This is a genomic window from Sorangium sp. So ce145, assembly GCF_051525985.1.
GTDB classification, from domain to species: domain Bacteria; phylum Myxococcota_A; class Polyangia; order Polyangiales; family Polyangiaceae; genus Sorangium; species Sorangium cellulosum_B.
Genome location: NZ_CP150315.1, coordinates 4,948,304 through 4,970,932, shown reverse-complemented (window position 1 = coordinate 4,970,932; position 22,629 = coordinate 4,948,304). Strand labels below are relative to the sequence as shown.

Here is a 22,629-nt window from a genome sequence, read left to right as displayed (position 1 = left end):
GGAAGGACGCCTCCGATGGAAGGAGCAGCCCTCATGAGCGACGGCGGCGCCGAGCTCCTCTCGCTGCTCGCGACCGCGCTCGCGGCGTCGACGCCGCTCGTCTACGCGGCGGTCGGCGAGACGCTGACCGAGCGGGCCGGGGTCATCAACCTCTCGGCCGAGGGCGCGATGATGCTCTCGGCGATGGTCGGCTTCGCGGCCGCCCTGTCGACCGGGAGCGTCCTCGCCGGCTTCGCCGCCGCGGCCGCCACCGGGGCGCTCGTCGCGCTCGTCGTGGCGATCGGCGGGATCTACCTCGGCCGCTCCCAGATCGCGGTCGGCTTCGTCCTGGCGATGCTCTGCGCGGATCTCTCGTCGGTGCTCGGAGGCCCGTACGTGCGCGTCCCCGGGCCGACGGTGCCGGCGGCGTCGATCCCGGTGCTGCGGGACGTGCCGCTCGTGGGGCCGCTGCTGTTCCAGAGCGATCCCCTGGTGTATGGCAGCTACGTCCTCGTCGCCTGCGCGTGGCTCTTCCTTTATCGCACGCGCGCGGGGCTCCTCCTCCGCGCGGTGGGCGAGCAGCCGGCGTCGGCGCACGCGCGCGGGGCGCATGTGACGCGGGTGCGCACGGCGGCGACGCTCGTGGGCGGGGCGCTCGTGGGCCTCGCCGGCGCGGCGTACTCGCTCGATTTCAAGGCGGGATGGAGCCACCGCCACACGGCGGGTTACGGCTGGATCGCGCTGGCGATCGTGATCTTCGGCGGCTTCCATCCGGTGCGTGCGGCGCTCGGCGCGTACCTCTTCGGCGTGCTGTCGTCGGCGGCGAGCCTCGGCCAGAGCGCTCTCCCATCGGTGCCGACGCAGGTCTTCAGCGTGGCGCCGTTCGCGCTGATGATCGCGGTCCTCGGGCTCACCTCGAGCGGGCTCCTGGAGCGCGCCTCCGCGCTGCTGCCGAGCGCCGCGCGCCGCCCGCTCCTGCGCGCGTTCGACGCGACGCCTCCCGCGGCGCTCGGGCAGCCCTACCCAGCGGACGACGGGGCGGAGGAGCGGTCGCGCGGAATGGATCAGCGGGCGAGATAGCAGACCTCGAGCCAGGGGCGGTCGCTCTGGAGCGGGTGATCGCTCGAGCGGTACGACGTGCGGCCGTCCGGCCCTTCCTCGACGAGGAAGCCGTAGTTCGGTGTCGTGCCGTCGACCCACGCCTGGACGAGCCCGGTCAGATCGGCGCTCATGGCATAGGGGCTGACATAGGTGAGCTCCGCCGCGGCGGCCTTGTCGTAGCCTTCGGCGAAGCTCTGCCAGGTCACCGTGTCTTCGCCCCACGGCGCGGTGATCCGGTGAGCGCGGACGGTCTGGTCGCTCGATCCGAAGGCGACGACGCCGAACTCTGCCGATGTGACCGTGGCCCCGGCGGGGATGCCGTCGAGCCCGAACCGGTAGAGCGCCTGCTTGCGCGCGCCGTTGGAGTCGCCCGAGTAGTTGTAAGGAATGCGGCCGTCGCTGTAACGGGGGAAGGCTTCCCAGATATCGGCGTCCTCGACCGCCCCGAAGGCGCCGCGCTGCAGGGTGACGCACACGTCTTTGCATGCGTCCCCGAGGCCGTCGCCGTCGCTGTCGAGCTGGTCTGGATTCGCGGCAGCGGGGCAGTTGTCGCAGGCGTCGCCGATCCCGTCGAGGTCGCTGTCGGTCTGGTCCCAGTTGGCGACGCTGGCGCAGTTGTCGGTCGCATCGCAGAACGAATCGCCGTCGCTGTCGCCGAGCGGACACAGATCGCAGGCGTCGCCGACCCCGTCTCCGTCCGCGTCGGCCTGGTCCGGGTTGTCGTGGTTGGCGCAGTTGTCGCAGCCCGCTCCCAGGCCCGGCGCGATGTGGTCGCCGTCGTCGCTCGAGAGCGACGACAGCCCGATCTCGTAGCCGTCGCAGACGTCGCGATCCGCGCAGGGGATCGGGCCGGAGACCGCATCGTACAGGCAGAGGAGCGACGCGCCTTCGGTCGCCTCGACGTACACGCGGGCGAAGCCGACGGCCGTCGACCCGCCGTCGACGACATCGACCTGGAGATCATTGCACGCGGCGGGATTGTAGAGGGCGAGGACGCCGGGCTCGGTGAACGTCCTCTGGAGCGTCTCCGAATTGCAATCGCAGCCGTTGGTGCTCGCGACCGTGTCGAGGTGGACCCCATTCAGGTACAGCGAGAACGCGCCGGCGCCGCAATCGGCGTGGTTGATGGTGAACGTGATCGCGGTCGGTGCCCCGAAGGCCGTCCCGGGGATCCCTGCGAGCACGAGAAGAGAGAGGCAAGCGCGAGCAGCGCTCGTATGGAAGTATCGCATGATTCTTCTTATATTCTTAGTTTAGACAACATACAATAACCTTGAGAGGTTTTTGGTTCGCTGGTGCGCGTGCATCTGGCGCGTGGCGCGTGTCGCGCAGTGAACAGCGGGATACGCGACAGGCGGTGAACGACGGGGCACACGACGCGCAGTGAACAGCGGGATACGCGACACGTAGTGAACAGCGGGGCACACGACGCGCAGTGAACAGCGGGATACGCGACACGTAGTGAACAGCGGGGCACACGACGCGCAGTGAACGATAGGGCACGCGCCGCGTGGTGAACGGCGCGGTACGCGACGCGGGTTACGCATCCGGCGGTCGACGCATCGGGGGCGGGCGGTTGGGCAGCGCCTTGGCGCCATCGCCGTCCGCATTCGTGGTGACGCCGGTCGTGGTGGTGCCGTTTTCGAGGGGACGTTGCGGGCGTTCAGGCGGCTTACGGCATTGACGATTTCTTGCGGCGCTCCGCCGCGAACGGCGCGTAAGGCCGGGACGCTTGCGCGCAACGGGCGGCTCGGATAAGCGTTACGGTCGGGCGAACATCGGCGTTCGCCCAGATTTGGCCGCGCTGCAGCAGCAGGTAGTCGGCGCGCAGCAGCTCCAGTGCTTCTTGGTAGCGCGCTCTCGCCTCGTCGTGCTGCGAACGCGCCAGCGCGATGTCACCGAGGCTTCGGATGCAGCTGGCCTCGCCGAGCACATCCCCCACCTGCCGGTAAAGGGGCAGCGCTTCTTGGTAGCGCGCTCTCGCTTCATTGTGCTGCGTACACGCCGGCGCGATATCACCAAGGCTCCGAATGCAGTTGGCCTCGCCGGGCACAGACCCGACCTGCCGGTAAAGGGGCAGTGCTTGCTGATAGCGCGTTCTCGCTTCGTCGTGCTGCGAACGCGCCAGCGCGATATCACCAAGGCTCCGAATGCAGCTGGCCTCGCCGAGCACAGACCCGACCTGCCGGTAGAGCGGCAGCGCTTCCTGGTAGCGCGCTCTCGCCTCGTCGTGCTGCGAACGCCTCAGCGCGATGTCGCCAAGGCGTCTGATGCAGCTGGCCTCGCCGAGCACATCTCCTACCAGCCGGTGGAGCGGCAGCGCTTCTTGGTAGCGCGCTCTCGCTTCGTTGTGCTGCGAGCGCGAAAGCGCGATATCTCCAAGGCTCTGGGTACACAGCGCCGCTCGCCGCTCATCCCCGGCGCGCTGCGCCACCTCCAGCGCTCGACCGAGAGGCATCGGCGCCGAATGCCCGGAGAAGCGCGCGAAATGCGTCAACGCCACCGCCGCTTCGATCCATCGACCCGCGGCGGCTTCCGCGAGCCCGCGCCGGATCACCGCATCCAGATTCGCTGCCTCCGGCGCGAGCCGCGCCGTCGCCTCCGTGCCACCAGGGGTTCCCGGCACGGGCCCGAACGTGCGCGCGAGCTCCCCGTAGTGATCCATCGCCTGCCCGAGATCCTCGGCAGCCGGCGGGTGCGCCGCCTTCACGTACTCGCGCACTGGCGAGAGCATCTTCAATCGGCCGCCCTCGAAGTAGGCCAGCCTCATGTGGGCCAGCACGCGCGCCGCCGCCGGTCCCGCGTCCGGAAAGACCGCAGCGAGATCCCGCTGCGCGACCCCGTCCGGGAGCACCGCGAGCACCGCGAGCAACCTCCGCGCTTCGGAGGTCATCCTCGGCGACCCGATCGACAGCTCCAGCGAGGCATTCCAGCTTCGGAGCCGATCGCGCGCTCCGCCCTCGCGCTCCAGCACCGCCGTCCGGCGCGCCTCCCACTCCTCCTTCAGGTTGACCAGATCGTTGCCCTGCGCTGAGTGCGCCAGCAGATCGATCGCCAGCGGAACGCCCTCCTGCAGCGAAAGGAGCGCAGAGAGCGCGGGCTTGCCCCGGTGCTCCTCGCCGGCGATCGCGCAGAACATCGCCTCGGCCTCGGCATGCCCGAGCGGCCAGAGCTCGACCGGCGAGCTCCAGGCCACGCGCCCCGGCCGGCCCGCGCCCCGCACCGAGGCGACGAGGGCGAGCTGCGGCATCGCGGCGAGCTCCGCGAGCAGCGCCTCGGTCTCGGCTTGATCGTCGCCGTTCCAGGGCGTCTCCAGGTTGTCCAGCGCAAGGATCGCGGGCCCTGCGGTGAGGGACGACAGCGCCCGCTGCCGCAGATCCGGCCCGGGTGCTACGCGCAGCGCGTCGGCCAGCGCCGCAGCGGCGGACGCCGCGTCCGGCGCGGCGTCGAGCCGTACGAAGAAGCGCCGCTCGCCGAAGCGGGCCACGACCTCAGGCCGGTGCAGGACCGCCAGGCTGACGGTGCTCTTGCCGATCCCCGCCGCGCCGAGGAGCAGCGCGCGCCCGGGCCGGTCACGAGAGAGCGCTGCGGCGAGCGAATCCACCACGGCGTCTCTGCCGATGCACCGTTCCTCGGGAGGCAGCCCCGCCGCGAGAGAGCGTTGCCCTCCGGCGGCCGCGCGCCGCGCCATGACACCATCGACCACGCGACGCAGGCCGCGCGCCACCTCGGTCCAGGCCCGGTCCCGATCCGGAGCACCACCGATCGGCTCCTCCTTCGGCAGCGGGGCGAGCTTGCCGAACTCGGTCCAGTCCCAGGCGCAGTCCCGGACGAGCACCGGGACGACGTCCACCTCGCCCGCGGTGCGCCGGGCGAGCGCTCGCGCGGCCTCCTCGTGCATGTGGCGGTCCGAAGCGATGAAGGCAGGGGTCACCAGCAGCACCACGAGCTCGGCCGCCTCGAGCTGCGCGTGCACCTGCGCCGCCGGCTGTCCTCCAGGGTCGACCTTCCCCTCGTGCCAGACCTCGATCAGCCGCTGTCGCGCGAGCGGCTTCAGGTGAGCCTCGAGCTCGGCGCGCGATGCGGCGTCTTCCGCGACAGACGAGATGAAGAGACGAACCGGCTTCGCCATGCGCGCCCAGGACCGAAGCCTGGTCCGCCGAGCTTACCGGCGTCACGGTGGGCTGGGATAGCCCACGACGCCCGCCGCATCGCATCCCATGGGCGGTCGGGTGTCAGCGGGCGGCAAGTCAGCGCCCGCGGACTACGACTATCCCGCGACCCGCGACGCGCTCTCGGGGTGGGCCGACGGCTCGAAATACCGCTTCATCGAGTACAGCCATCGCGGCCAGCGCATGCTGGGCGCGAGCGCTCCGGACGCGGCCCGCGCCGAGGCGCTCGCGGCGCGCCTGCGGGAGCGTGTCAAGGGGGCGTCGCCCGCGGTCGCCTGCTTCACCCCGGCAGAGGTCCTCCGTGAGGTGAGGCTCGCGGGCGCGCCGTGACGGCTCAGCTGATCCCCATGGGCGCGCCGCCCTCGGCGACGAACCGATCGGCGATGTCCACGAGGAGCGCGTCGGTGGCGGGCTTGCTCTTCACGGTGACCTGCGTCTCGTCCGGCAGGAGCACGAACGAGCCGACCACCTTGCCGTCGAGCCGCACCTCGTGGCTCCCGCCGGGTGGAGCAGGGGCAACCTCGTAGACCTTGCCGTCGCGTGCCTTGATCTTCATGACCTAGCGGTAGCACGCAGGAGCGCCGAGCGCGTTCCCCCGCGCGGCAGCCCCACGGCAGCCCGCCTCGGGCAAGAGCCCCTCCACCGCGGGCGGATTGCGCGGTAGGATGCGGCTGCGCGCTGCGCGCGAGGAGTGTTCACCGTGCCGAGATTCGATCTGGTCCCGAGCCCGTCGCTCGCGTCGACGACGGCGCGGAAGCGACCCGGGGAGAGCGTCATGACAGCGGCCTCCGCGCGCGCCATCGAACCACGGACCCACGCTGCGGGCCGCCCGCTCGACGCCGATCGCTGATGCTGACGCCGGAGCCTGGCCAGCCCCCCGAAGCCGGCGGTGGATGGATCGTCCTCGGCGTCCTGAACGAGATCCTCCTCAAGCTCGCCAGCCAGCCGGACCTGCGGTCGCTGTGGGAAGAGGTCTGCGCGAGCGCGCGCTGGATCGTCCCGTCCCAGCGGCTCTGCGTCGTGCTCGCCAACGACGGCGGCGGCGCCAGGATCGCGGCGAGGTACGAGCGCGGCAACTTCGGGTACGGGGCGCCCGAGGGCGGCGGCGTCGTCGTGGACGCCTGGATGGTCGCGGCGCTGGAGGCGCAGCGCCCCGCGTGGTTCAGGGGGCCGTGGGACGAGGCGCGCGAGGCGGATCGCGCGCGCGCGTGGCTCCTCGCGGACGACCCCGACGTCGTCTTCCATGTGCCGATCCAGGTCTACAAGAAGACCATCGGCACGATGCTCTTCGCCCTGGAAGACCAGCGCCAGATCGACCGGAAGGCGCTGGCGAGCGCCACCACGTACGCGCTGTACGTCGGGGCCACGTACACGACGCTCAAGAACTCGCTCGACCTCGCCGCGGCGAGCGCGCAGCTGCGCGAGCAGAACGACGAGCTCGAGCGGGTCCAGATCGAGCTCCGCCTGCAGCTCGACAGGGTCCGCGCGGCGCACGAGGCGATGCTCGAGATGTCGACGCCGATCATCCAGGTGTGGGACGGCGTGCTCACGCTGCCCGTGATCGGCACGATCGACAGCGCGAGGGCGGCCCGCATGATGGAAGAGGTGCTCGATGCGGTCGTCCGGCACGGCGCCCGCTTCATGATCGTGGACCTCACCGGCGCGCAGGCGACGGACGCCTCGACCATCGATCACCTGCTCCGGATCTTCGCGGCGACGAGGCTGCTCGGCAGCCGGTGCATCGTCTCCGGCGTCCCGACGGCGATGGTCGGGCGCATCCTGGAGTCCGGCGGCAGCCTCGACGGGATCCCGGTGTTCGGCACGCTGAAGAGCGCGCTCGAGCACGCGGTGGGCGCGATCCGGCAGCGGGCGCAGCCGTCGCGCCGGTAGCCGCCGCTGCCGGAGGAGCGCCCGGACCGGAGCGGTGTCGACCGCGCGCCGCGCGCCGCGCGCCGCCCGCTGTGATACGCCCGCGATCCCACACAGGAGCATGACGGATGAAGCTCGCGATGATCGGACTCGGCAGGATGGGCGCCAACATGGCGCGCCGGCTCATGCGCGGCGGCCACGAGGTCGTCGCGTTCGATCTGAACCAGGACAGCGTGAAGCGGCTCGGCGAGGAGGGCGCGGCGACGGCCTCCTCCCTGGGCGACGCGGTGGCGCAGCTCGCGTCGCCGCGCGTGGTCTGGGTCATGCTGCCCGCGGGCGCGCCGACCGAGCGCGTCGTGGAGGCGCTCGGCGAGCTGCTCGGCGCCGGCGACGTGATCATCGACGGGGGCAACACCTACTTCAAGGACGACGTCCGCCGCGCCAGGGCGCTCGCCCCGAAGGGCATCCGCTACGTCGACGTCGGCACGAGCGGCGGCGTGTGGGGGATCGACCGCGGGTACTGCCTCATGGTGGGCGGCGCCCCCGAGGCGTTCGCCCTGGTGCAGCCGATCCTGCGCACGCTCGCGCCGGGGCCGGGGGACATCCCGCGCACGCCGGGCAGGCAGGAGGCCCAGGGCGGCGCGCAGAGCACGTCGGAGGAGGGCTACCTGCACTGCGGCCCGGTCGGCGCCGGGCACTTCGTGAAGATGGTCCACAACGGCATCGAGTACGGCCTCATGCAGGCCTACGCGGAGGGGTTCGACATCCTCAAGAACGCGGCCGGGGAGCGCCTGCCCGAGGAGCACCGGTACGCGCTCGACCTCGGCGAGATCGCCGAGGTGTGGCGTCGAGGCAGCGTTGTGGGGTCGTGGCTGCTCGACCTCACCGCGATCGCCCTCGCCGAGAGCCCGGAGCTCGCCGGGTACAGCGGCTTCGTGCAGGACTCCGGCGAGGGCCGCTGGACCGTGATGGCGGCGATCGAGGAGGCCGTCCCCGCAGAGGTGCTGTCCTCGGCGCTCTACGCGCGCTTCCGCTCACGCCACGATCACACCTTCGCCGAGAAGGTCCTCTCCGCGATGCGGCACAAGTTCGGCGGGCACCTGGAGCGCCCGGCGGGGGGGTGAGCCGAGGTTGACGGTCAGAACCGACCTCTGGCAGCGTTGCCGTCATGGCCCGCACCGCCCCTGTCCCGAACATTCCGGCGATTCCTGGCATGAACCCGGGTGTATTTATCATGGGCGGAGGCGCCGTCGTCGGTGGGCGCGGCGGAGCCTCAGGCCGTGGCAAGGCGCGAGGACAGGGGGCCAGCGGCAAGAACGGCGGCGACGAGGCGAAGGGCGGTGGAAAAAACGCCTGCGGTGCAGGCAAAGATGGCGGCGGTTGCCCGAACCACCATGGTGGCCGCGGAAGCGGAAAGATCGCCCAGGGCGACCCGGTCGATGTGGTCACAGGCCGCGTGTTCACCGTCCCCGAGACGGACGTCGACATCCCGGGTCCCCTTCCTCTCCAGATCGTTCGGTCGTACGGCAGCCAGGCGCGTGGGCGGGACGTCGGGCTCGGCTTCGGATGGACCCACAGCCTCGCATGGGCGATCGAGCTTCGCAGGCGGACCACCATCGTCGTCACGGCCGACGGCAACGAGGAGGAATTCGGACTCGTTCCGCGGGACGCTGGCGTCCTCGGCCCGCATGGCTGGGTCCTCCACAAGGAGGGCGACGGCTTTTCCCTCGATTTTCCGGACGGAGATCGCCTGCTGTTCGAGCCGGATCCGGGCGACCGCACGCAGCATCGCTTCCGCCTCGCCGCGCAGGTAGACGCATTCAACAACCGAATCGCCCTCACCTATAGTGAAGGTCGCCTGGCCCAGGTCACCGACAGCGTGGGGCGCGTATTACGGATTCGACCGGCGTCCGCAGGACGTATTGGCCAGATCGAGTTCGTGAGCCGCGCGTCCGGGGGGCGTTCGCTCGTCTTCGTGCGCTACCAGCATGACCAAGCAGGCGATCTCGTTGCAGTGACCGATGCGGATGGAAACACCACGAAGTACAGCTACGACGACGAGCACCGGCTCGTCTCGCAGCAGAGGCCGACCGGGCTGACGTTCCACTACCGATACGATCCCGCCGGACGATGCGTCGAGACATGGGCAGATTACCCCGGCGCGGTCGACCCGTGCCTCGCCGCCTCTGTCCCGGCGCTTCTGTCGGATGGCAAGACGCCGGCGAAGGGCGTGCACCACGTTCGACTCGACTTCTATCGCGATGGCTACTCGGAGGCCACCGACTCGGTCACATTTCACCGTTACTTCAGCAATGAGCATGGAAAGGTCGACAAGGCCATCACCGCCGGAAGCGTGTATACGCGCACGTATGACGAGCGGGGCCACCTGCGCTCGTTCACCGATCCACTCGGAGCGACGACCTGTTGGACGCGCGATGTCTTCGGGAACGAGACGCGAATCGTGGACCCGCTCGGGAACGTGACGGTGATCGAGCGGCTGCGGAACGGCGATATCCGCAAGATCATCGATCCGGAAGGCAGCGTGACGGAGGTGGCGTACGCCGAGCGAGCGATCTTCTGGACCGATCCGATCGGCGCGACCTTCGAGGTCCGCTTCGACGCTCGCGGCCTCATGGAAGCGACCGTGGCTCCGACGGGGCATCAGACGCGTTACCGTCACGATGAACACGGCAATCTCGTCGAGGTGCTCCGCGCCTCCGGTACGCGCTGGACGGCCGCGTACGACGAGCTCGGGAAGCGGACGGCGGAGCGCGACGAGAGCGGAAGCGTGACCGAGTTCTCCTACAGCAACAAGGGGCTGCTCCTCGCGGTGCGCGAACCGAACGGCGCTGTCACGCGTTACGACTACGATGGCGACGAGAACCTCATCTGCGTGACAGATGCCGACGGCCGGACGACCCGCCTCGTGCGCGGAGGCACCGGCTCGCTGGCGGACGCCATCCTGCCGGATGGGAGCGTCATTCAGCTCCGGTACGACCGCGAGGAACGCCTCGTCGAGATCCGCAATGCGAAAGGGGAGGTGTACTCGATCGAGGTCGGCGCTCTCGGCCTCCCGATCGCGGAGAGGACGTTCGATGGCCGGGAGATTCGCTATCAACGCGACGCGCTCGGGCGCGTCCTCCTGATCCGCCGTGGAAGCGAAACGACAGAGCTCCAGCGCGACCTCGCCGGACGCGTGGTGAAGAAAATCTACGACGACGGAGCCGAGGAGCACTTCTCATACAACGGCCGTGGTGAGGTGATCCTGGCGGAGGGGAGCGGCTGTACGGTCGAGCTGCGACGCAACGCGGTCGGATGGGTGATCGGGGAGAAGCAGGTCGTGGACGGCGAGGCATTTCAGGTCGAGGTGACCTGCGATCGGGTCGGGACTGCACTTCGGAGGGCGACGTCCCGAGGTCATGCGGTAGAGTGGGCCTTCGATGAGGCCGGGCGCTGTACGCGCACGCGGCTCGACGGCCGCGACGAGATCTTTTCGCGCCAGGACGAACTGGGACTCCCGGTCGAGATCCACCTGCCGGGCGGAGGCCGCATCGGCGCGCGGTACGACGCGAGCGGCAGGCTCGTTGCACGGCGGGTGTGGTCCTCATCTAGCTCGCTCGCATTGCGTCCAGGCGAGCCGGAGTGGGTGGGGCCCCGTATGCCCAACGTGACCGTGGATCAGGCGTTTCAATATACCTCGGCGGGGCATCTCGCAGTCGTGTGGGATGCGCACTTCGGACACAAGCGCTTCGAACACGACGCGCTCGGTCAACTGCTGGCCGTGATCCCCGAGGAAGCGCGCGATGGGCTCGCGGCCAGGCGGCCCCATGCTGTCGAGCGCTTCCGCTATGATGCCGCCGGAAACATCCATGAGCTCGCCGAAGGGGCAGAGGTGCGCCGCTACGAGAGCGGGGGCCGGCTGGAAACCAAGGGCTCCACCCGCTTCCTCTATGACGAGCAGGGCCGGCTGATCGAGAAAAGGGCGCGAAGCGCCGCCGGGGACGACCACGTGACACGTTATGCTTGGTCGGCGAGCGGAATGCTTTCGAAGATCGAGGGGCCAGACGGGACGACGGTTGAGTTCATGTACGACGCGTTTGCGCGGAGGATGAAGAAGACCGTGCGGCAGAAGGGAGAGAGCGGTGAGGTGCGCCTCCTGCGCACGACGCGCTTCTGCTGGGACGCGATGACACTCGCCCACGAGATCGCGGGGATCCCCGACGGGGAGATCGAGGAGCGCACCTACTGCTTCGATGAAAGCGGGGCTCCGTGGGCTCACCGCGACACGAGACACACCGGGGAGGCGTCGGTAGCGGGGCCATGGCTCTTCTATTTGAACGAAGCCATGACGGGCTATCCGGAGCGCCTCGTCGATGGGAAAGGTGAGGTCGCGGGCGAGCTGTTCCGCACGGCATGGGGGAAGGTGACGTCCAAAGCCGGAGGCAGCGCGCCGACACAGGTTCGCTTCCTGGGGCAGTACGAGGACGTGGAGACGGGGCTCTTCTACAACAGGCACCGTTACTACGATCCAGATCTCGGGAGGTACATCTCGCCCGATCCCGCAGAGATCGACGGCGAGCTGAACGCCTACTGGTACGCGCGCAACCAGCCGTGGACCATCGTCGATCCCGATGGGCTCATCTATTCCCGCATCCTCGACAAGGACGGCAACGTCCTTACGTACGTGGATGAAGATACCAGTACGAAGCCGTATGTGGGAAGGAACCCCAGCGAGGGAGGCAAGGTCACGCCCGCCGGTCACATCAGCGACAAGCCGTGCGCGGAGGCGCAGGTCTTGACGGTCATGGGGGAGAACATCCGAAGAGACGTGATGAAAGAGCAGAAGAAGGTGCGCGTTCAGGATCGCATGACCCCCGAACAGGTCGACGCCGAGGTGAACCGGCGCATCAAAAAGAAGTTCCAGGACGAAGGGCTCTCGATCGAGACGTACGACAGCGCGAAGATGCGGAAGCGGGTCGACCCGTGCGAGAGATGCGGAGCGATGTTCGAAAGGCTCGGCATTCAAGAGCACGTCGTCGGGATGAAGGGCAAGAAAGGTCAATACGGAGTCTACAGGGCCTAGAACAGGAGACGAGCGTCCCCCACCGAGGTGCGAATGCATCGTGAGGAAAAGGAAAGATCGCCCGAGGCCTTCTCTTGGACCGAGGGGGAAGAGCGCGCTCGTGAAGCGATCGAGCGATGGCGCGTTGCTCCGGGCTCCGCGTGCCTCCTGCACGGCCCGGCGGGAGCCGGCAAAACGGCGCTGTGTATGCTGCTCGTCGCCGAAGCGAGCGAGCGTGTCGGGGTGCGCACCGCCGCCGTGCAGGTAGGACGAGCGGGCCGCTTCGCCTCCGAGCCCGAGATCCTCGCGTCGCTCCTGGAGCAGTTCGGTGACGACGTGCTGCGCCCTCCGCGGGACGTCCTGAAGTTGCGTTCGGAGCTCCGGAACAGGCTGGCCAACGGCCAGGAAGAGGACGAGCCCGAGGTGCTCCTCGTGCTCGATGGCCTCGATGAGTGCGTTGACTGGCCTCGCGAGGCTCGGGTATCGACGCTTCAGGCGCTCGGAAAGCGCGTTCGATGTCTGGTCTCCATCTCCGGCGGTGTGGGCGACGCGCACGCCTGGAGGGAGCGGCTCGGATGGAAGGCCGGTGATGCGCTTTTCGTCGAGGTTGCGCCGCCTTCCCCCGCGGCAGCGGAGCGCCGAGGCATTCCGAGCTGGGCAGCTGCAGGGGGCAACGGCGGACCGCAGGCGCTCGCCGTGGAGGTCGAGCGTGAGCTCCGACTCCTCCAGGACGGAGAGGTCGCGCTGGAGATGCTCTCCGTGCTGGCCCGCGCGCTCGCGCCGCTCGATGCAGAGGATGTCGCGGAGCTCCTGGAGATCGACGACCTTGCCGTGCGCGGTCGCCTGCTCGTGTACGGATCGATCCTCGATCGGATCTTGCGCCGGGATGGGCCGGTGCGTGCGCTGCGATTCCAGCACGAGGCGCTGCGGGTCGCGTGGGAGCAGAGGAGCGCCGGTCGGGAGGAGGCGATCGAGGCGCGTTACCGCCGCGCGATCGCGCGATGCACGGCGGAGTCCGCCAGCCGCCGGCTGGCCTACTTCCGCCGCTATGCGAGCGCACACCTCGCGCTCGGCGGCGCTCCCATCGCTTCGATGCTCGCGTTTGCCGAGCCGGGTTGGGTAGCGGGTAACTCTGGCGAGGCGCTCGCGTATGCCCTCACAGATCTCCGCCGCCTGCGCGATCGAATAGGAGAGGAGGTGGAGCGTTGCAGGTCCCTGCCTCCCCCCCTCGCCGCGGCGCTCGTATGCTGCGCGGCAGCGCAGGGCGCGGCGGCGACGCTGGGAGACACGGAGCCGTGGGAGAGCCCCGATGCAGACGTCGCGACTGCACTGCTCGATGCGGACGCGGCGCGCGCGTTGGCATTGCTTGCCCTCGCTGCGGAGGTCTCACTGTCCGCCCAAGCCGGAGTCCGCGAGCGAGCGCTCGAGATCGCCGATCGCACGGGCGCGCGGTGGTCGAGCGCCTCGGCGCTGATCGCCATGGCCGAGGCGGCGGAGGGCGAGAGGCGCACCCGGTATGCGCGCGCCGCGCTGGAAGCTGCGCGCCAGTCGGACGGGGAAAATGCGCCCCGTGCGCTCGTCGTGGCGGCGGGCCTGCTCCCCGAAGAGGAAGCCCAGGAGGTCGCCGCAGAAGCCATCGCGCGTGCGGGAGGGGCGCCGCCCGCGATCGTGCCTGAGCCTGGAGTCAGCGAGGCTTCCGCCGTCGCGCTGGAGCGAGCTTCGCGTTCCCTGCCAGCGCCTCAGCGAATTCGCGTCCTCGCCCGGTTGCTCGCGGACCTGCCGAAAGAGGCGAAAGTTCACGCTGTCCAGGAGATCGAACGGCTCTGGACGCCTTGGTGCTTCGAGAGCAAGAAGGAGGCCGAGGCGGTGGCGCCTTATCTGTCCGACGTTCTCCTGGAGAGGGCGCTCGAGGAAGTCCCGGTCTGGCCGGTGCACGCTCTCGGGGCGAGGCTGGTCTCGCTCGGGCGAGAGGCCGACGCCCGCGCGCTCGTGCTGCGATGGGCGGCGAGCAGCGCAGGGTACCGGGCGGACGCGCTGCTTCGCCTCGGCGAGAGGCTCCCTGCGGGGCGGCGGCCGGTGGAGGAGGTCCAGGCACTCTTCGAGGAGCTCGCCCCGGAGGAGCGATGCAATTTGATCAAAGAGCACCCTTTCGCTTCGGTCGCGCTCCTGGGGGCGGAAGCGGCTTTACGCATGGCAGGGGACTGCGTCGAGCCCTCCGGGAGCTACGTTCGGGCCGTCGCGCTGGCACGGCTTGTAAAGGCGCTTCCTGAAGCGATGCGCGCCGAGGCGGCCCGACGTGCGGTGCTCGCCTTCGAGGCAGCAGGCGCAGACGCCGATGTGCTCGGCGATCTCTGCGAGGCTGCGCCGTGGATGAGCCCTGCCGAGGCGGCACGGCTGGTCTCGACGAGCCTGTTCGACGCCTCAGGGATTCCGTCGCTGGCAGGCGTCTTTCAGGGATGGGCAGGTGTCGCACAGCTCGCGCGCGTCTTTCGCCGGGCCGGAGGGGAGGAGGCCGTGCTTGCGGCCGCCGATGAGGTGGCGTTCGCGGGGCGGTGGCTGCGCAGCGTGGAGTGACCCGTCCTCCCCCGCTCATGCTCATGCAGGACGCTTGGTCAGAAGCGCCACACGCCGCGCCGAAGAACGATGAAGCGCCGGCGAGGTCGAGGCGCGATCCTAACGGCCCGAGGCCAGGAGCGCCTCGGCGAGGAGCATCGCGTCGACCGGCCAGAGCTCGGGTGGACGCCGGTGCTTCGCCCCTGCCTCGGGGAGCGGGCGGCAGCTGAGCACGAGGCGGCGGAAGCGGTCCGGGACGGCGTCCCGGCCGTGCGCCGCGCCGAGCAGCGCGCCGGCGATCGCGGCGTTCGTGTCGGTGTCGCCGCCGGCCATCACCGTGTCGACGAGGCCCCGCTCGAGCGAGGGCGCGTGGAGGAGCTGGTAGAAGGCGTTCTGCAGGGCGATGAGGACCCAGCCGGCCTGGTGCGAGAAGCTCCCGGGCGGGGCGCCGCGCGCGGCCGTGAGCGCGGCGACGACCGCGCGCTCGCCGCTCCGCTCCGCCTCGTCGAGGGCGGCGGCGCAGGCGCCCTCGACGCCGGCGCCGCCCACCGCCGCGGCGATGGCCGCGACGAACGCGGCGGAGGCGGCGCAGCACACCGGGTGGGGGTGCGTGAGCGCGCTGTCGTCGCGCGCCCAGGCCGCGGCCTCCCGCGGGCGGCCCGCGCCGAGGACGCCGAGCGGCGCCGCGCGCATCACCGAGCCGTTCGCCTCGCTGGTCAGGCTGGCGGCGGCGCGGGCGCGCTCGCGCCGCGCGCCGGGCAGCGGCGCGCCCGCGGCGGCCCTGAGCGCGGCCGCCGTGGTGTTGCCGATGTCGAACGGGCCGGAGCCGTACCAGTGCACGTACGCGTCGAGCGCGGCCTCCGCGACGAAGCCGCGCTTGCGGACGATCGAGCGCGCGAGCATGAGCGCCATCTCGGAGTCGTCGGTCGGCTGCCCGGCCAGCGTTCCCCACGTCCCGCCGTCGGCGAGGTCGCGGACGCCGTCCGGGTAGAGCGGCGCGATCGCCTCGGCGGTGCGGAACTCGACGAGCGCGCCGAGCGCGTCGCCCGCGAGCTGGCCGAGCAGGCAGCCCTGCGCGCGCGCGAGCGTGCCAGCGCCCTCGACGAGCAGGCTGCGCGAGGGGCGCAGGAGCCCGTACGTGCCCTGCGGCGGCGGGATGCGGCCGTGGATGACGGCGTTCCACGGGCGGCGCGCGAGCTCGCGCACGACCGCGGGGGCGCCGCCGAAGAGGCGGCAGACCTCGCCGTCGCCCTGCGCGGTGTACGCGACGGGCGCGCCGTCGTCGTCGACGAGCTCGCCGCCCGCGGCGCGCACGAGCGCGTGCCCGGCGGCGTAGTCCCAGCTGCGGGGCCGGCTGAGCGAGACCGCGGCGACGCCCTCGCCGGCCGCGGCCAGGGCGAGCCGGTAGGCGAGGCTCGGGAGGGCCAGGAACCGCGCGGGGGCGACGCAGCGGGCGTTGCGGGCGGGGAGGTAATCCGCCGACTGCGAGAGCAGCACGACGGCGTAGCGATCGAGCGCGCCGCCGGCGAGCGACGTCGAGACGGCGGCGCCGTTGCGCCGGATCGGCCCGGCGCCCTCGGCCCAGGCGATGAGATCGCCGTCGTCGTCGGGGTAGGCGTACGCGAAGACGACGCCGAGCACCGGGGTGCCCTCGCGGAGGAGGCCGATGGAGACCGAGGCGCCGCGGTAGCCGTGCAGGAAGGACGCGGTGCCGTCGTGCGGATCGACGACCCAGCGGTGCGACGGGTCCACGCCGTCCAGGGCGCCGGTCTCCTCCCCGAGGAACGCGTACGGGGTCGCCCGGGTGAGCGCGTCGCGCAGCAGGAGCTCGACCTCCACATCGACGTCGGCGCTCGTCCCGGCGCCGCGTGGGCCGCCCGGGCGGTGGAACTCCGCGCGGAGGAGCGCGCCCGCGCGGCGCGCGGCGTCGACGGCCAGCGCGAGCTCAGCGTCGTAGCCCATGCCGTTCCCCTGCTTCCACGCGAGGCACCCTACCCCAGGTCGGCGCGCTGGCGGTGGCCGGCGTCGAGAGCGCCCGGGGGAGGCGCGGCGCCGTAGCCGCGCACATCGGCGACGGCCGCGTCGACCTGGGCGACGATGGTGCGGGCGTGGTCGAGGAACGCCGCGCCGGCCGGCAGGAGCCGCATGCCGCGCGCGGTGCGCTCGAACAGCTGCGCGCCGAGCTCGTCCTCCAGGCCGCGGATCTGCCGGCTGAGGGGCGGCTGCGCGATGTGGAGCCGGCGCGCGGCGCGGCCGACGTGGCCCTCCTCGGCGACGGCGATGAAGTAACGGATCTGCGAGAGGCTCACGCGGCCGATTCTAGCCCGAACCCCGCGCGCGGGGAGCCGCGCGCGAGGGCCCGAGATCAAAACGGTATTGGATGGCCGCTCGCTGCCCGCGCATACGCCTCGCATGAACGTGGACATCCTCAGGCCTCACGCGTGCGAGGCGATGCGGCGCGCGGGGCGCGCGGCGGCGGCGACGCTCTCGGCCGTCGGGGCGCGGCTCCAGCCCTTCGTGACGACGGCGGACATCGATCAGTGGGTGCGCGAGGACACGGCGCGGCGCGGCGGGCGCCCGAGTCAGCTCGGCTACAAGGGCTTCCCCGCGGCGGTGTGCACGAGCCGGAACCACGTCGTGTGCCACGGCATCCCGCGGCGCGACGAGGTGCTCCTGCCGGGCGACATCGTCAACGTCGACGTGACCACGGAGCTCGACGGCTACCACGGCGACACCTCCGCGACGTTCTTCATCGGGGAGCCGAGCCCCGAGGCGCTGCACGTGGTGGACGTCGCCAGGCGCTGCCGGGACGCGGGCATCGCGGTCGTTCGCGACGGGGCGCGGCTCGGCGACATCGGCGCGGCGATCGAGGAGATCGCGCGCGCGGAGGGGTGCGGCGTGGTCCGCGAGGTCGGCGGGCACGGCATCGGTCGGAGGATGCACCTGCCGCCGCACGTCGCGCACACCGGGGTGCGCGGGGCGGGCATGCGGCTCCGCGCCGGGATGGCCATCACGATCGAGCCGATGGTCAACCTGGGCTCCCACCGCATCCGCACGCTCGACGACGGGTGGACCATGGTCACGGAGGACGGCAGCCTCTCGGCGCAGTTCGAGCACACCGTGCTCGTCACGCGGGACGGCTGCGAGATCCTGACGCTCTGAGGGCCGCGCAGCGCGCAGCGGCCTGCGCCCGCGCGCTCGCAGGCCGAGAATCCGGGGAAATGCTAGGATGAGGGTCCATGCGGCAGGCGCTCGAGCACGGCTACGCGTTCGATCCCGACGACCCGCGCGCCCCCTCCGAGGCGGCGTGGGAGCGCATGACCGACGAGGAGCGCGCGCGGGTCGTGGACATGCTTCCGTCCGAGTTCGAGCTCGAGCCGCCCGAGGGCGATCCGCACCGCGTGGCCGCGGCGCAGGTGATCGCGACGCTCGACGCGTATTTCCGCCGGAGCGGGCGGAGGATCTACCTGTCCTCGAACCTCGCGGTGTTCTACCCGGACGAGCCGGCCTTCGCGCCGGATCTGCTCGCTGTCCTCGACGTGGCGCCTGGCGAGCGGATGAAATGGGTCGTCGGCGCGGAGGGCAAGGGGCTCGATCTGGTCCTGGAGGTGGCCTATGCGGGCAACCTGACGAAGGATTTCGAGACCAACGTCGAGCGGTATGCCCGGCTCGGCATCTCCGAGTACTTCATCTTCGACCGGCGCCGGCTGAGCCTCCGCGCGTACCGGCTCCCGCCGGCCGACACGGCGCGCAGGACGCGGAGCTACCAGCCCGTCATGCCCCAGGCAGGCCGGTTCGCGTCGCAGGTGCTCGGGCTGGAGCTCGCGGTGGAGGGCTCGAAGCTGCGCTTCTTCAGCGGGACGGCGAAGCTGGAAGAGGCGGATGAGCTGATTGCGCGGCTCGGCGTGATGCTGGACGACGCGCTCGCGCGCAAGGACGAGGCCGAGCTGCGCGCCGTGGACGAGGCCAGCCGCGCCGAGGAGGCCGAGCTTCGCGCCGAGGCAGAGGCGAAGCGCGCCGAGTCAGAGGCCAAGCGCGCCGAGTCAGAGGCCAAGCGCGCCGACGCGGAGGCCAGGCGCGCGTCGGACCTGGAGCGCCAGCTCGCCGAGGCGCTGGCCGAGATCGAGCGCCTCCGCCGCAACTGACCGCGCCCGCGCCGCGCGCGAACGCGGCGGCGTCACACCCCCTTGGTCACCCAGGCCCAGACGAACTCGCACTCCATCGGCGATGCGCCGCTCTCGTCGGTCACCGTGACGGCGACCGCCACGTCCCCTTTCGGCTGGTCCAGGAAGGACTGGCGCTGCTCGGGCGTGAGGGTCGCGACCGCGCGGAGGCCGCCCTGGGCGCGGCGCTTGTAGTCGATCTTCATGCTGCGCAAGAGCGGCAGCTTGTCGTCCGGCAGGTTGACGGCGACGACGAAGCCGGTCGCCGTCTCGGCCAGGAGCCCCGCCGCGGCGGCGTGCACCCCGCCGATGTGGTTCCGCACCCTGCGCCCGTTGGCGAGCCGCAGCGCTACCCGATCCGAGCTCACCTCGTCGAACTGGATCCCGGCGGTCCCGGTGAACGGCACCATGCGCTGGAACAGCACGGACTGCGCGCGCGTGCGCAGGAAGGACGGGAGCGCCTGGAGCGGCGCGAGCGAGCGGGAGATGAAGTTCAGCTGGGACATGGATCCTCCAAAGGACCGCGAGCTTAGCGCATGCCGGCCTGGCGCCTCGTCAGGCCGTGGGCGGCGCGGCTCCCACGTCAGCGCCGCCGCCGCTGGGGCTTGTTCACCGCGACCGCGGCCTCGTCTTCCGCCCGTTCCGCGCGCTCCGCCAGCTCCGCCGTGGAGCGCGCGGTGTCCGTCTCGACACGCAGCTTGCCCTGGCGATCCCCCTCCTTCGCCGCGCCGATGCGCTGGCGCGGGGCCGCCGCAGGGCGCCAGTCCTTGCCGATCGCCCTCGCCATGGCGACCTCGTGCCTGCGGCGATGCTGTTCGTGCCACCACTGCATGCGCTCGGCCTCCTCGGCCCAGTCGTCCTCGTGCGCGGTGAACGCGACCAGCCCGTGGATGGCGACGCCGATGGCCCAGCCCAGCGGGATGATCGCCGCCCAGAGCACGACGCCGAGCGGAAAGGCGAGCGTGAGGAGCGCCGCGTTGACGATGAGGTAGACGCCGAGGTGCCGGTAGAAATCGCGGCGCTTGCGCCGGAGCCACGTGGCGCGCTCGGCGGCGGTCGCCGCGCTCGACCCCCGCTCCATGCCGTCGCGCTCGCGCGCGCGAAGCGCGCGGCTCGCCTCGCGCAGCGCCTCGGGGCCCACGCCCACCTCCTCCGCCGCGGCGAGCAGGTCGTCGAAGCCGAGGCGCGCGTCGCCCCGCGGGGCGCGCGCCACGCCTCCGTCGGCGGCAGCCTGGCGCTCGATCGCCTGCGCCAGGACGTCGCGGACCTCCTCGGTCGAGAACCGCTGCGCCGCGGTCTCGCCGCCGCGAGGCGCCTCGCTCCGCTGCGCGCCGGGCGCCTGCGCGGACGTCGCGGCGGCAGGCGCGGCGGGCGCCTCGCCCCTCCCGGCCGCCTCGAGCGCGCGCAGGAGATCGTCCATGGACGCGAACCGATCGTCGGGGCGCTTCGATAGCGCGCGCAGCACGACCGCGCTCACCGCGGGCGGAACGGCGGCGGCGTCGAGCAGGGCGCGGTCGGCCTCGTCGGTGAGGATCGACGCGACGACGGCGAGCATGTCGCCGGCGCCGCGCCAGGGTAGCCTGCCGGTGAGGAGCTCGAAGGCGAGCACGCCCCACGCGAACTGGTCCGCGCGCCCGTCGAGCTCGGCGCCGCGGATCTGCTCCGGGGCCATGTAGACCGGCGTCCCGAGCTTGACGCCGAGCGCGGTCAGCGTCGGCAGCGCGGGGGCCTCGGTGGACGCGTTCGGATCGGCGTCGCCTGCGGCGCGGCGCGCGATGCCGAAGTCGAGCACCTTGATCACCCCGTCGTCCCGGACCATCACGTTCTCCGGCTTGATGTCCCGGTGGACGAGCCCCCGCCGGTGCGCCGCCGCGAGCGCGCGGGCGACGTCGGAGAGCCAGGCGACCCGCGTCGAGGCCGGCGCGTCGGCGCCGCTGATGGCGCTGCGCAGGGTGCGGCCCGGGACGAGCTCCATCACGATGAACGGCGTCCCATCGAGCTCGCCGACGTCGAAGATCGAGACGGCGTTCGGGTGATCGAGCGCTGCGGCGGCGCGCGCCTCGCGGAGCAGGCGCGCGCCGGCGTCCTCGTCCACGGCGCCGCCCGCGATCACCTTGACCGCGACGCGCCGCCCGAGCCGCGCGTCGTGCGCCCGGTAGACGCAGCCCATCCCCCCCTGCCCGATGGCGGCCTCGATCGTGTACCGCTCGAACGAATCGCCCGGCTTCAGCATTGCCGGCCGGGAGCCTAATGGATCCGCGTGGGCTTGGACAGGCGGCCCTTGGCCCGCGGACAGCGCGTGCGGAGGTCGATCCGTGGCCGCAGGACGCCCCGCTGGCCGTGGAGGGCCCGAGGGCGTGGCGTCAACTCCGCGGATCGCGGCGCCGCGGCTTGTGTAAGGTGGCGCCATGTCATCGCATCGAACGATGCTGCTCGGCGTCGCGGTCGGGGCAGCGGGCGGTCTCACGGCGAACGCTGTCGCGGCAGGGCACCCGGCGCTCACCTGGATCGTCGATCACATCACCTACCCGGTGGGCCAGATCTTCCTGCGCCTGCTGTTCATGCTCGTGCTCCCGATCCTGTTCTCGGCGCTCGTGATGGGCGTCTGCGAGCTCGATCTGAAGCACATCGGTCGGCTCGGCCTGCGGACGCTGGGCTACACGGCCGTCGTCTCGAGCATCGCGGTGCTGATCGGCCTCGTCCTGGTGAACCTGATCCGCCCGGGGGACGGCCTGCCCGAGGCGATCCGGAGCCTCGCGCGCGGCGGGGGGATCAAGGCGGCGACCGCGCCGGCCGACACCTCGCCGGTGGGGATGATCATCGCGATGGTGCCGGACAACATCTTCAAGGCGGCGGCCGGGGGCGACGTGCTCGCGGTGATCACGTTCTCGCTGCTCTTCGGCATCGCCCTGTCGCTCACCCAGACCGATGGGGCGGCGCGGCTCCGCGAGTGCATCCAGGGGCTGCTCGACGTCTCGATGCGGCTCATCGAGGGGGTGCTCCGGTTCGCGGCGATCGGCGTGGGCGCCCTGCTCTTCACGATCACGTCCCGCATGGGCATCGGCATCATGCAGCAGCTGGCGGCGTACGTGCTCACGGTGCTGCTCGGCCTCGGCCTGCACATGTTCGTGGTCTATTCGCTCTCGGTCCGTTTCCTTGGCGGAATGTCGCCTGTCGCGTTCTTTCGCGGGAGCCGGACGGCGATCGTGACGGCGTTCTCGACCGCCTCGTCGAACGCGACGCTGCCGACCGCGCTGAAGGTGGCCGAGGAGGAGCTGAAGCTGCCGCCGTCCGTGGCGCGCTTCGTGCTGACCGCCGGCGCCGCGATGAACCAGAACGGGACGGCGCTGTTCGAGGGGGTGACCGTGCTCTTCCTGGCCCAGGTCTACGGCGTCTCGCTGAGCTTCGGGCAGCAGGCGACCGTGATGCTCATCTCGGTGCTCGGGGGGATCGGCACGGCGGGCATTCCGGCCGGCTCGCTGCCCGTCATCGCGATGATCCTTGGGATGCTCGGCATCCCGCCCGAGGGGCTCGGCCTGGTCCTCGGCGTGGATCGGTTCCTCGACATGTGCCGGACGGTGATCAACGTGGTGGGGGACCTGGCAGCGGCGGTGTTCGTGTCGCGGGATCAGCACCCGAAGCGGCAGGAAGCAGCCGGCGCGTGACTGGACGGGGCGAGCGCCCACGCGCGACGCCTCGCAGCGGAGGCGTCGCGCCCCGCAGGTCTGGA

General features: G+C 71.4%; 17 protein-coding genes and 2 pseudogenes. 11 read left to right on the top strand and 8 right to left on the bottom strand.

Annotation, left to right across the window (positions count from 1 at the left end; genetic code table 11):
• Positions 1-15: 15 nt before the first annotated feature.
• A complete protein-coding gene (locus WMF34_RS18370) occupies positions 16-1,059 on the top strand; it encodes an ABC transporter permease (RefSeq protein ID WP_437994056.1) in 1,044 nt (347 codons plus the stop codon).
• Here the strand turns inward: WMF34_RS18370 and WMF34_RS18365 are convergent.
• The 3 genes and pseudogenes from WMF34_RS18365 to WMF34_RS18355 form a co-directional block, all read right to left on the bottom strand.
• Entirely contained in the window at positions 1,044-2,312 is a 1,269-nt protein-coding gene (locus WMF34_RS18365) for a DNRLRE domain-containing protein (RefSeq protein ID WP_437994055.1), read from the bottom strand. The genes WMF34_RS18370 and WMF34_RS18365 overlap by 16 nt on opposite strands.
• Before the next feature lie 440 nt (positions 2,313-2,752).
• Positions 2,753-4,771: a tetratricopeptide repeat protein gene (locus tag WMF34_RS18360; protein WP_437994648.1), complete on the bottom strand. Its 2,019-nt coding sequence runs from the start codon at positions 4,769-4,771 to the stop codon at positions 2,753-2,755.
• A gap of 135 nt (positions 4,772-4,906) precedes the next feature.
• Positions 4,907-5,212: pseudogene (locus WMF34_RS18355) on the bottom strand (TIR domain-containing protein); the annotation flags it as partial.
• An 88-nt stretch (positions 5,213-5,300) separates the two neighbouring features.
• Between WMF34_RS18355 and WMF34_RS18350 the strand changes: the two are divergent.
• The gene (locus WMF34_RS18350; protein WP_437994054.1) at positions 5,301-5,582 is read left to right on the top strand and encodes a hypothetical protein; all 282 of its coding nucleotides are present in this window, start codon (positions 5,301-5,303) and stop codon (positions 5,580-5,582) included.
• 4 nt (positions 5,583-5,586) lie between these two features.
• Here WMF34_RS18350 and WMF34_RS18345 read toward each other — a convergent pair whose 3' ends face one another.
• A complete protein-coding gene (locus WMF34_RS18345; RefSeq protein ID WP_012236178.1) occupies positions 5,587-5,808 on the bottom strand; it encodes a hypothetical protein in 222 nt (73 codons plus the stop codon).
• A gap of 144 nt (positions 5,809-5,952) precedes the next feature.
• Between WMF34_RS18345 and WMF34_RS18340 the strand changes: the two genes are divergently transcribed.
• The 6 genes and pseudogenes from WMF34_RS18340 (at position 5,953) to WMF34_RS18315 (ending at position 14,757) form a co-directional block, all read left to right on the top strand.
• Positions 5,953-6,102, top strand: coding sequence for a hypothetical protein (locus WMF34_RS18340; protein ID WP_157906749.1), 150 nt, complete (start codon positions 5,953-5,955; stop codon positions 6,100-6,102).
• Complete coding sequence (locus WMF34_RS18335) at positions 6,102-7,142, top strand: STAS domain-containing protein (protein WP_012236177.1); 1,041 nt, start codon at positions 6,102-6,104, stop codon at positions 7,140-7,142. Before WMF34_RS18340 ends, WMF34_RS18335 begins: the two co-directional genes overlap by 1 nt.
• 107 nt (positions 7,143-7,249) lie before the next feature.
• Entirely contained in the window at positions 7,250-8,245 is a 996-nt protein-coding gene (gene gnd, locus WMF34_RS18330; RefSeq protein ID WP_012236176.1) for a phosphogluconate dehydrogenase (NAD(+)-dependent, decarboxylating), read from the top strand.
• Positions 8,246-8,289: 44 nt separating this feature from the next.
• The gene (locus WMF34_RS18325) at positions 8,290-12,204 is read left to right on the top strand and encodes an RHS repeat-associated core domain-containing protein (RefSeq protein WP_437994053.1); all 3,915 of its coding nucleotides are present in this window, start codon (positions 8,290-8,292) and stop codon (positions 12,202-12,204) included.
• A gap of 33 nt (positions 12,205-12,237) precedes the next feature.
• Positions 12,238-12,681: pseudogene (locus tag WMF34_RS18320) on the top strand (AAA family ATPase); the annotation flags it as partial.
• A 594-nt stretch (positions 12,682-13,275) separates the two neighbouring features.
• Positions 13,276-14,757, top strand: coding sequence for a hypothetical protein (locus tag WMF34_RS18315; protein ID WP_231864915.1), 1,482 nt, complete (start codon positions 13,276-13,278; stop codon positions 14,755-14,757).
• Positions 14,758-14,856: 99 nt separating this feature from the next.
• Here the strand turns inward: WMF34_RS18315 and WMF34_RS18310 are convergent, their stop codons facing one another.
• Positions 14,857-16,698 (bottom strand): inositol monophosphatase family protein, encoded by a 1,842-nt coding sequence (locus tag WMF34_RS18310; protein WP_012236173.1) that lies wholly within the window; start codon positions 16,696-16,698, stop codon positions 14,857-14,859.
• A 29-nt stretch (positions 16,699-16,727) separates the two neighbouring features.
• Positions 16,728-17,045 (bottom strand): LysR family transcriptional regulator, encoded by a 318-nt coding sequence (locus WMF34_RS18305; RefSeq protein ID WP_437994052.1) that lies wholly within the window; start codon positions 17,043-17,045, stop codon positions 16,728-16,730.
• Positions 17,046-17,148: 103 nt separating this feature from the next.
• Here WMF34_RS18305 and map point away from each other — a divergent pair, with 103 nt between their 5' ends.
• Both map and WMF34_RS18295 read left to right on the top strand, forming a co-directional pair.
• Positions 17,149-17,898 carry a type I methionyl aminopeptidase gene (map, locus tag WMF34_RS18300; protein ID WP_012236171.1) on the top strand — a complete coding sequence of 250 codons (750 nt, stop codon included), beginning with the start codon at positions 17,149-17,151 and terminating at the stop codon, positions 17,896-17,898.
• A gap of 77 nt (positions 17,899-17,975) precedes the next feature.
• Positions 17,976-18,881 (top strand): Uma2 family endonuclease, encoded by a 906-nt coding sequence (locus tag WMF34_RS18295; RefSeq protein ID WP_437994051.1) that lies wholly within the window; start codon positions 17,976-17,978, stop codon positions 18,879-18,881.
• Between the two features lie 32 nt (positions 18,882-18,913).
• On the opposite strand, the gene WMF34_RS18290 is transcribed toward WMF34_RS18295, so the two are convergent.
• Both WMF34_RS18290 and WMF34_RS18285 read right to left on the bottom strand, forming a co-directional pair.
• Positions 18,914-19,405, bottom strand: coding sequence for a hotdog fold domain-containing protein (locus tag WMF34_RS18290; RefSeq protein WP_012236169.1), 492 nt, complete (start codon positions 19,403-19,405; stop codon positions 18,914-18,916).
• Between the two features lie 77 nt (positions 19,406-19,482).
• The gene (locus tag WMF34_RS18285) at positions 19,483-21,132 is read right to left on the bottom strand and encodes a protein kinase domain-containing protein (protein ID WP_437994050.1); all 1,650 of its coding nucleotides are present in this window, start codon (positions 21,130-21,132) and stop codon (positions 19,483-19,485) included.
• A gap of 175 nt (positions 21,133-21,307) precedes the next feature.
• Between WMF34_RS18285 and WMF34_RS18280 the strand changes: the two genes are divergently transcribed.
• Complete coding sequence (locus WMF34_RS18280) at positions 21,308-22,564, top strand: dicarboxylate/amino acid:cation symporter (RefSeq protein ID WP_437994049.1); 1,257 nt, start codon at positions 21,308-21,310, stop codon at positions 22,562-22,564.
• Positions 22,565-22,629 lie beyond the last annotated feature (65 nt).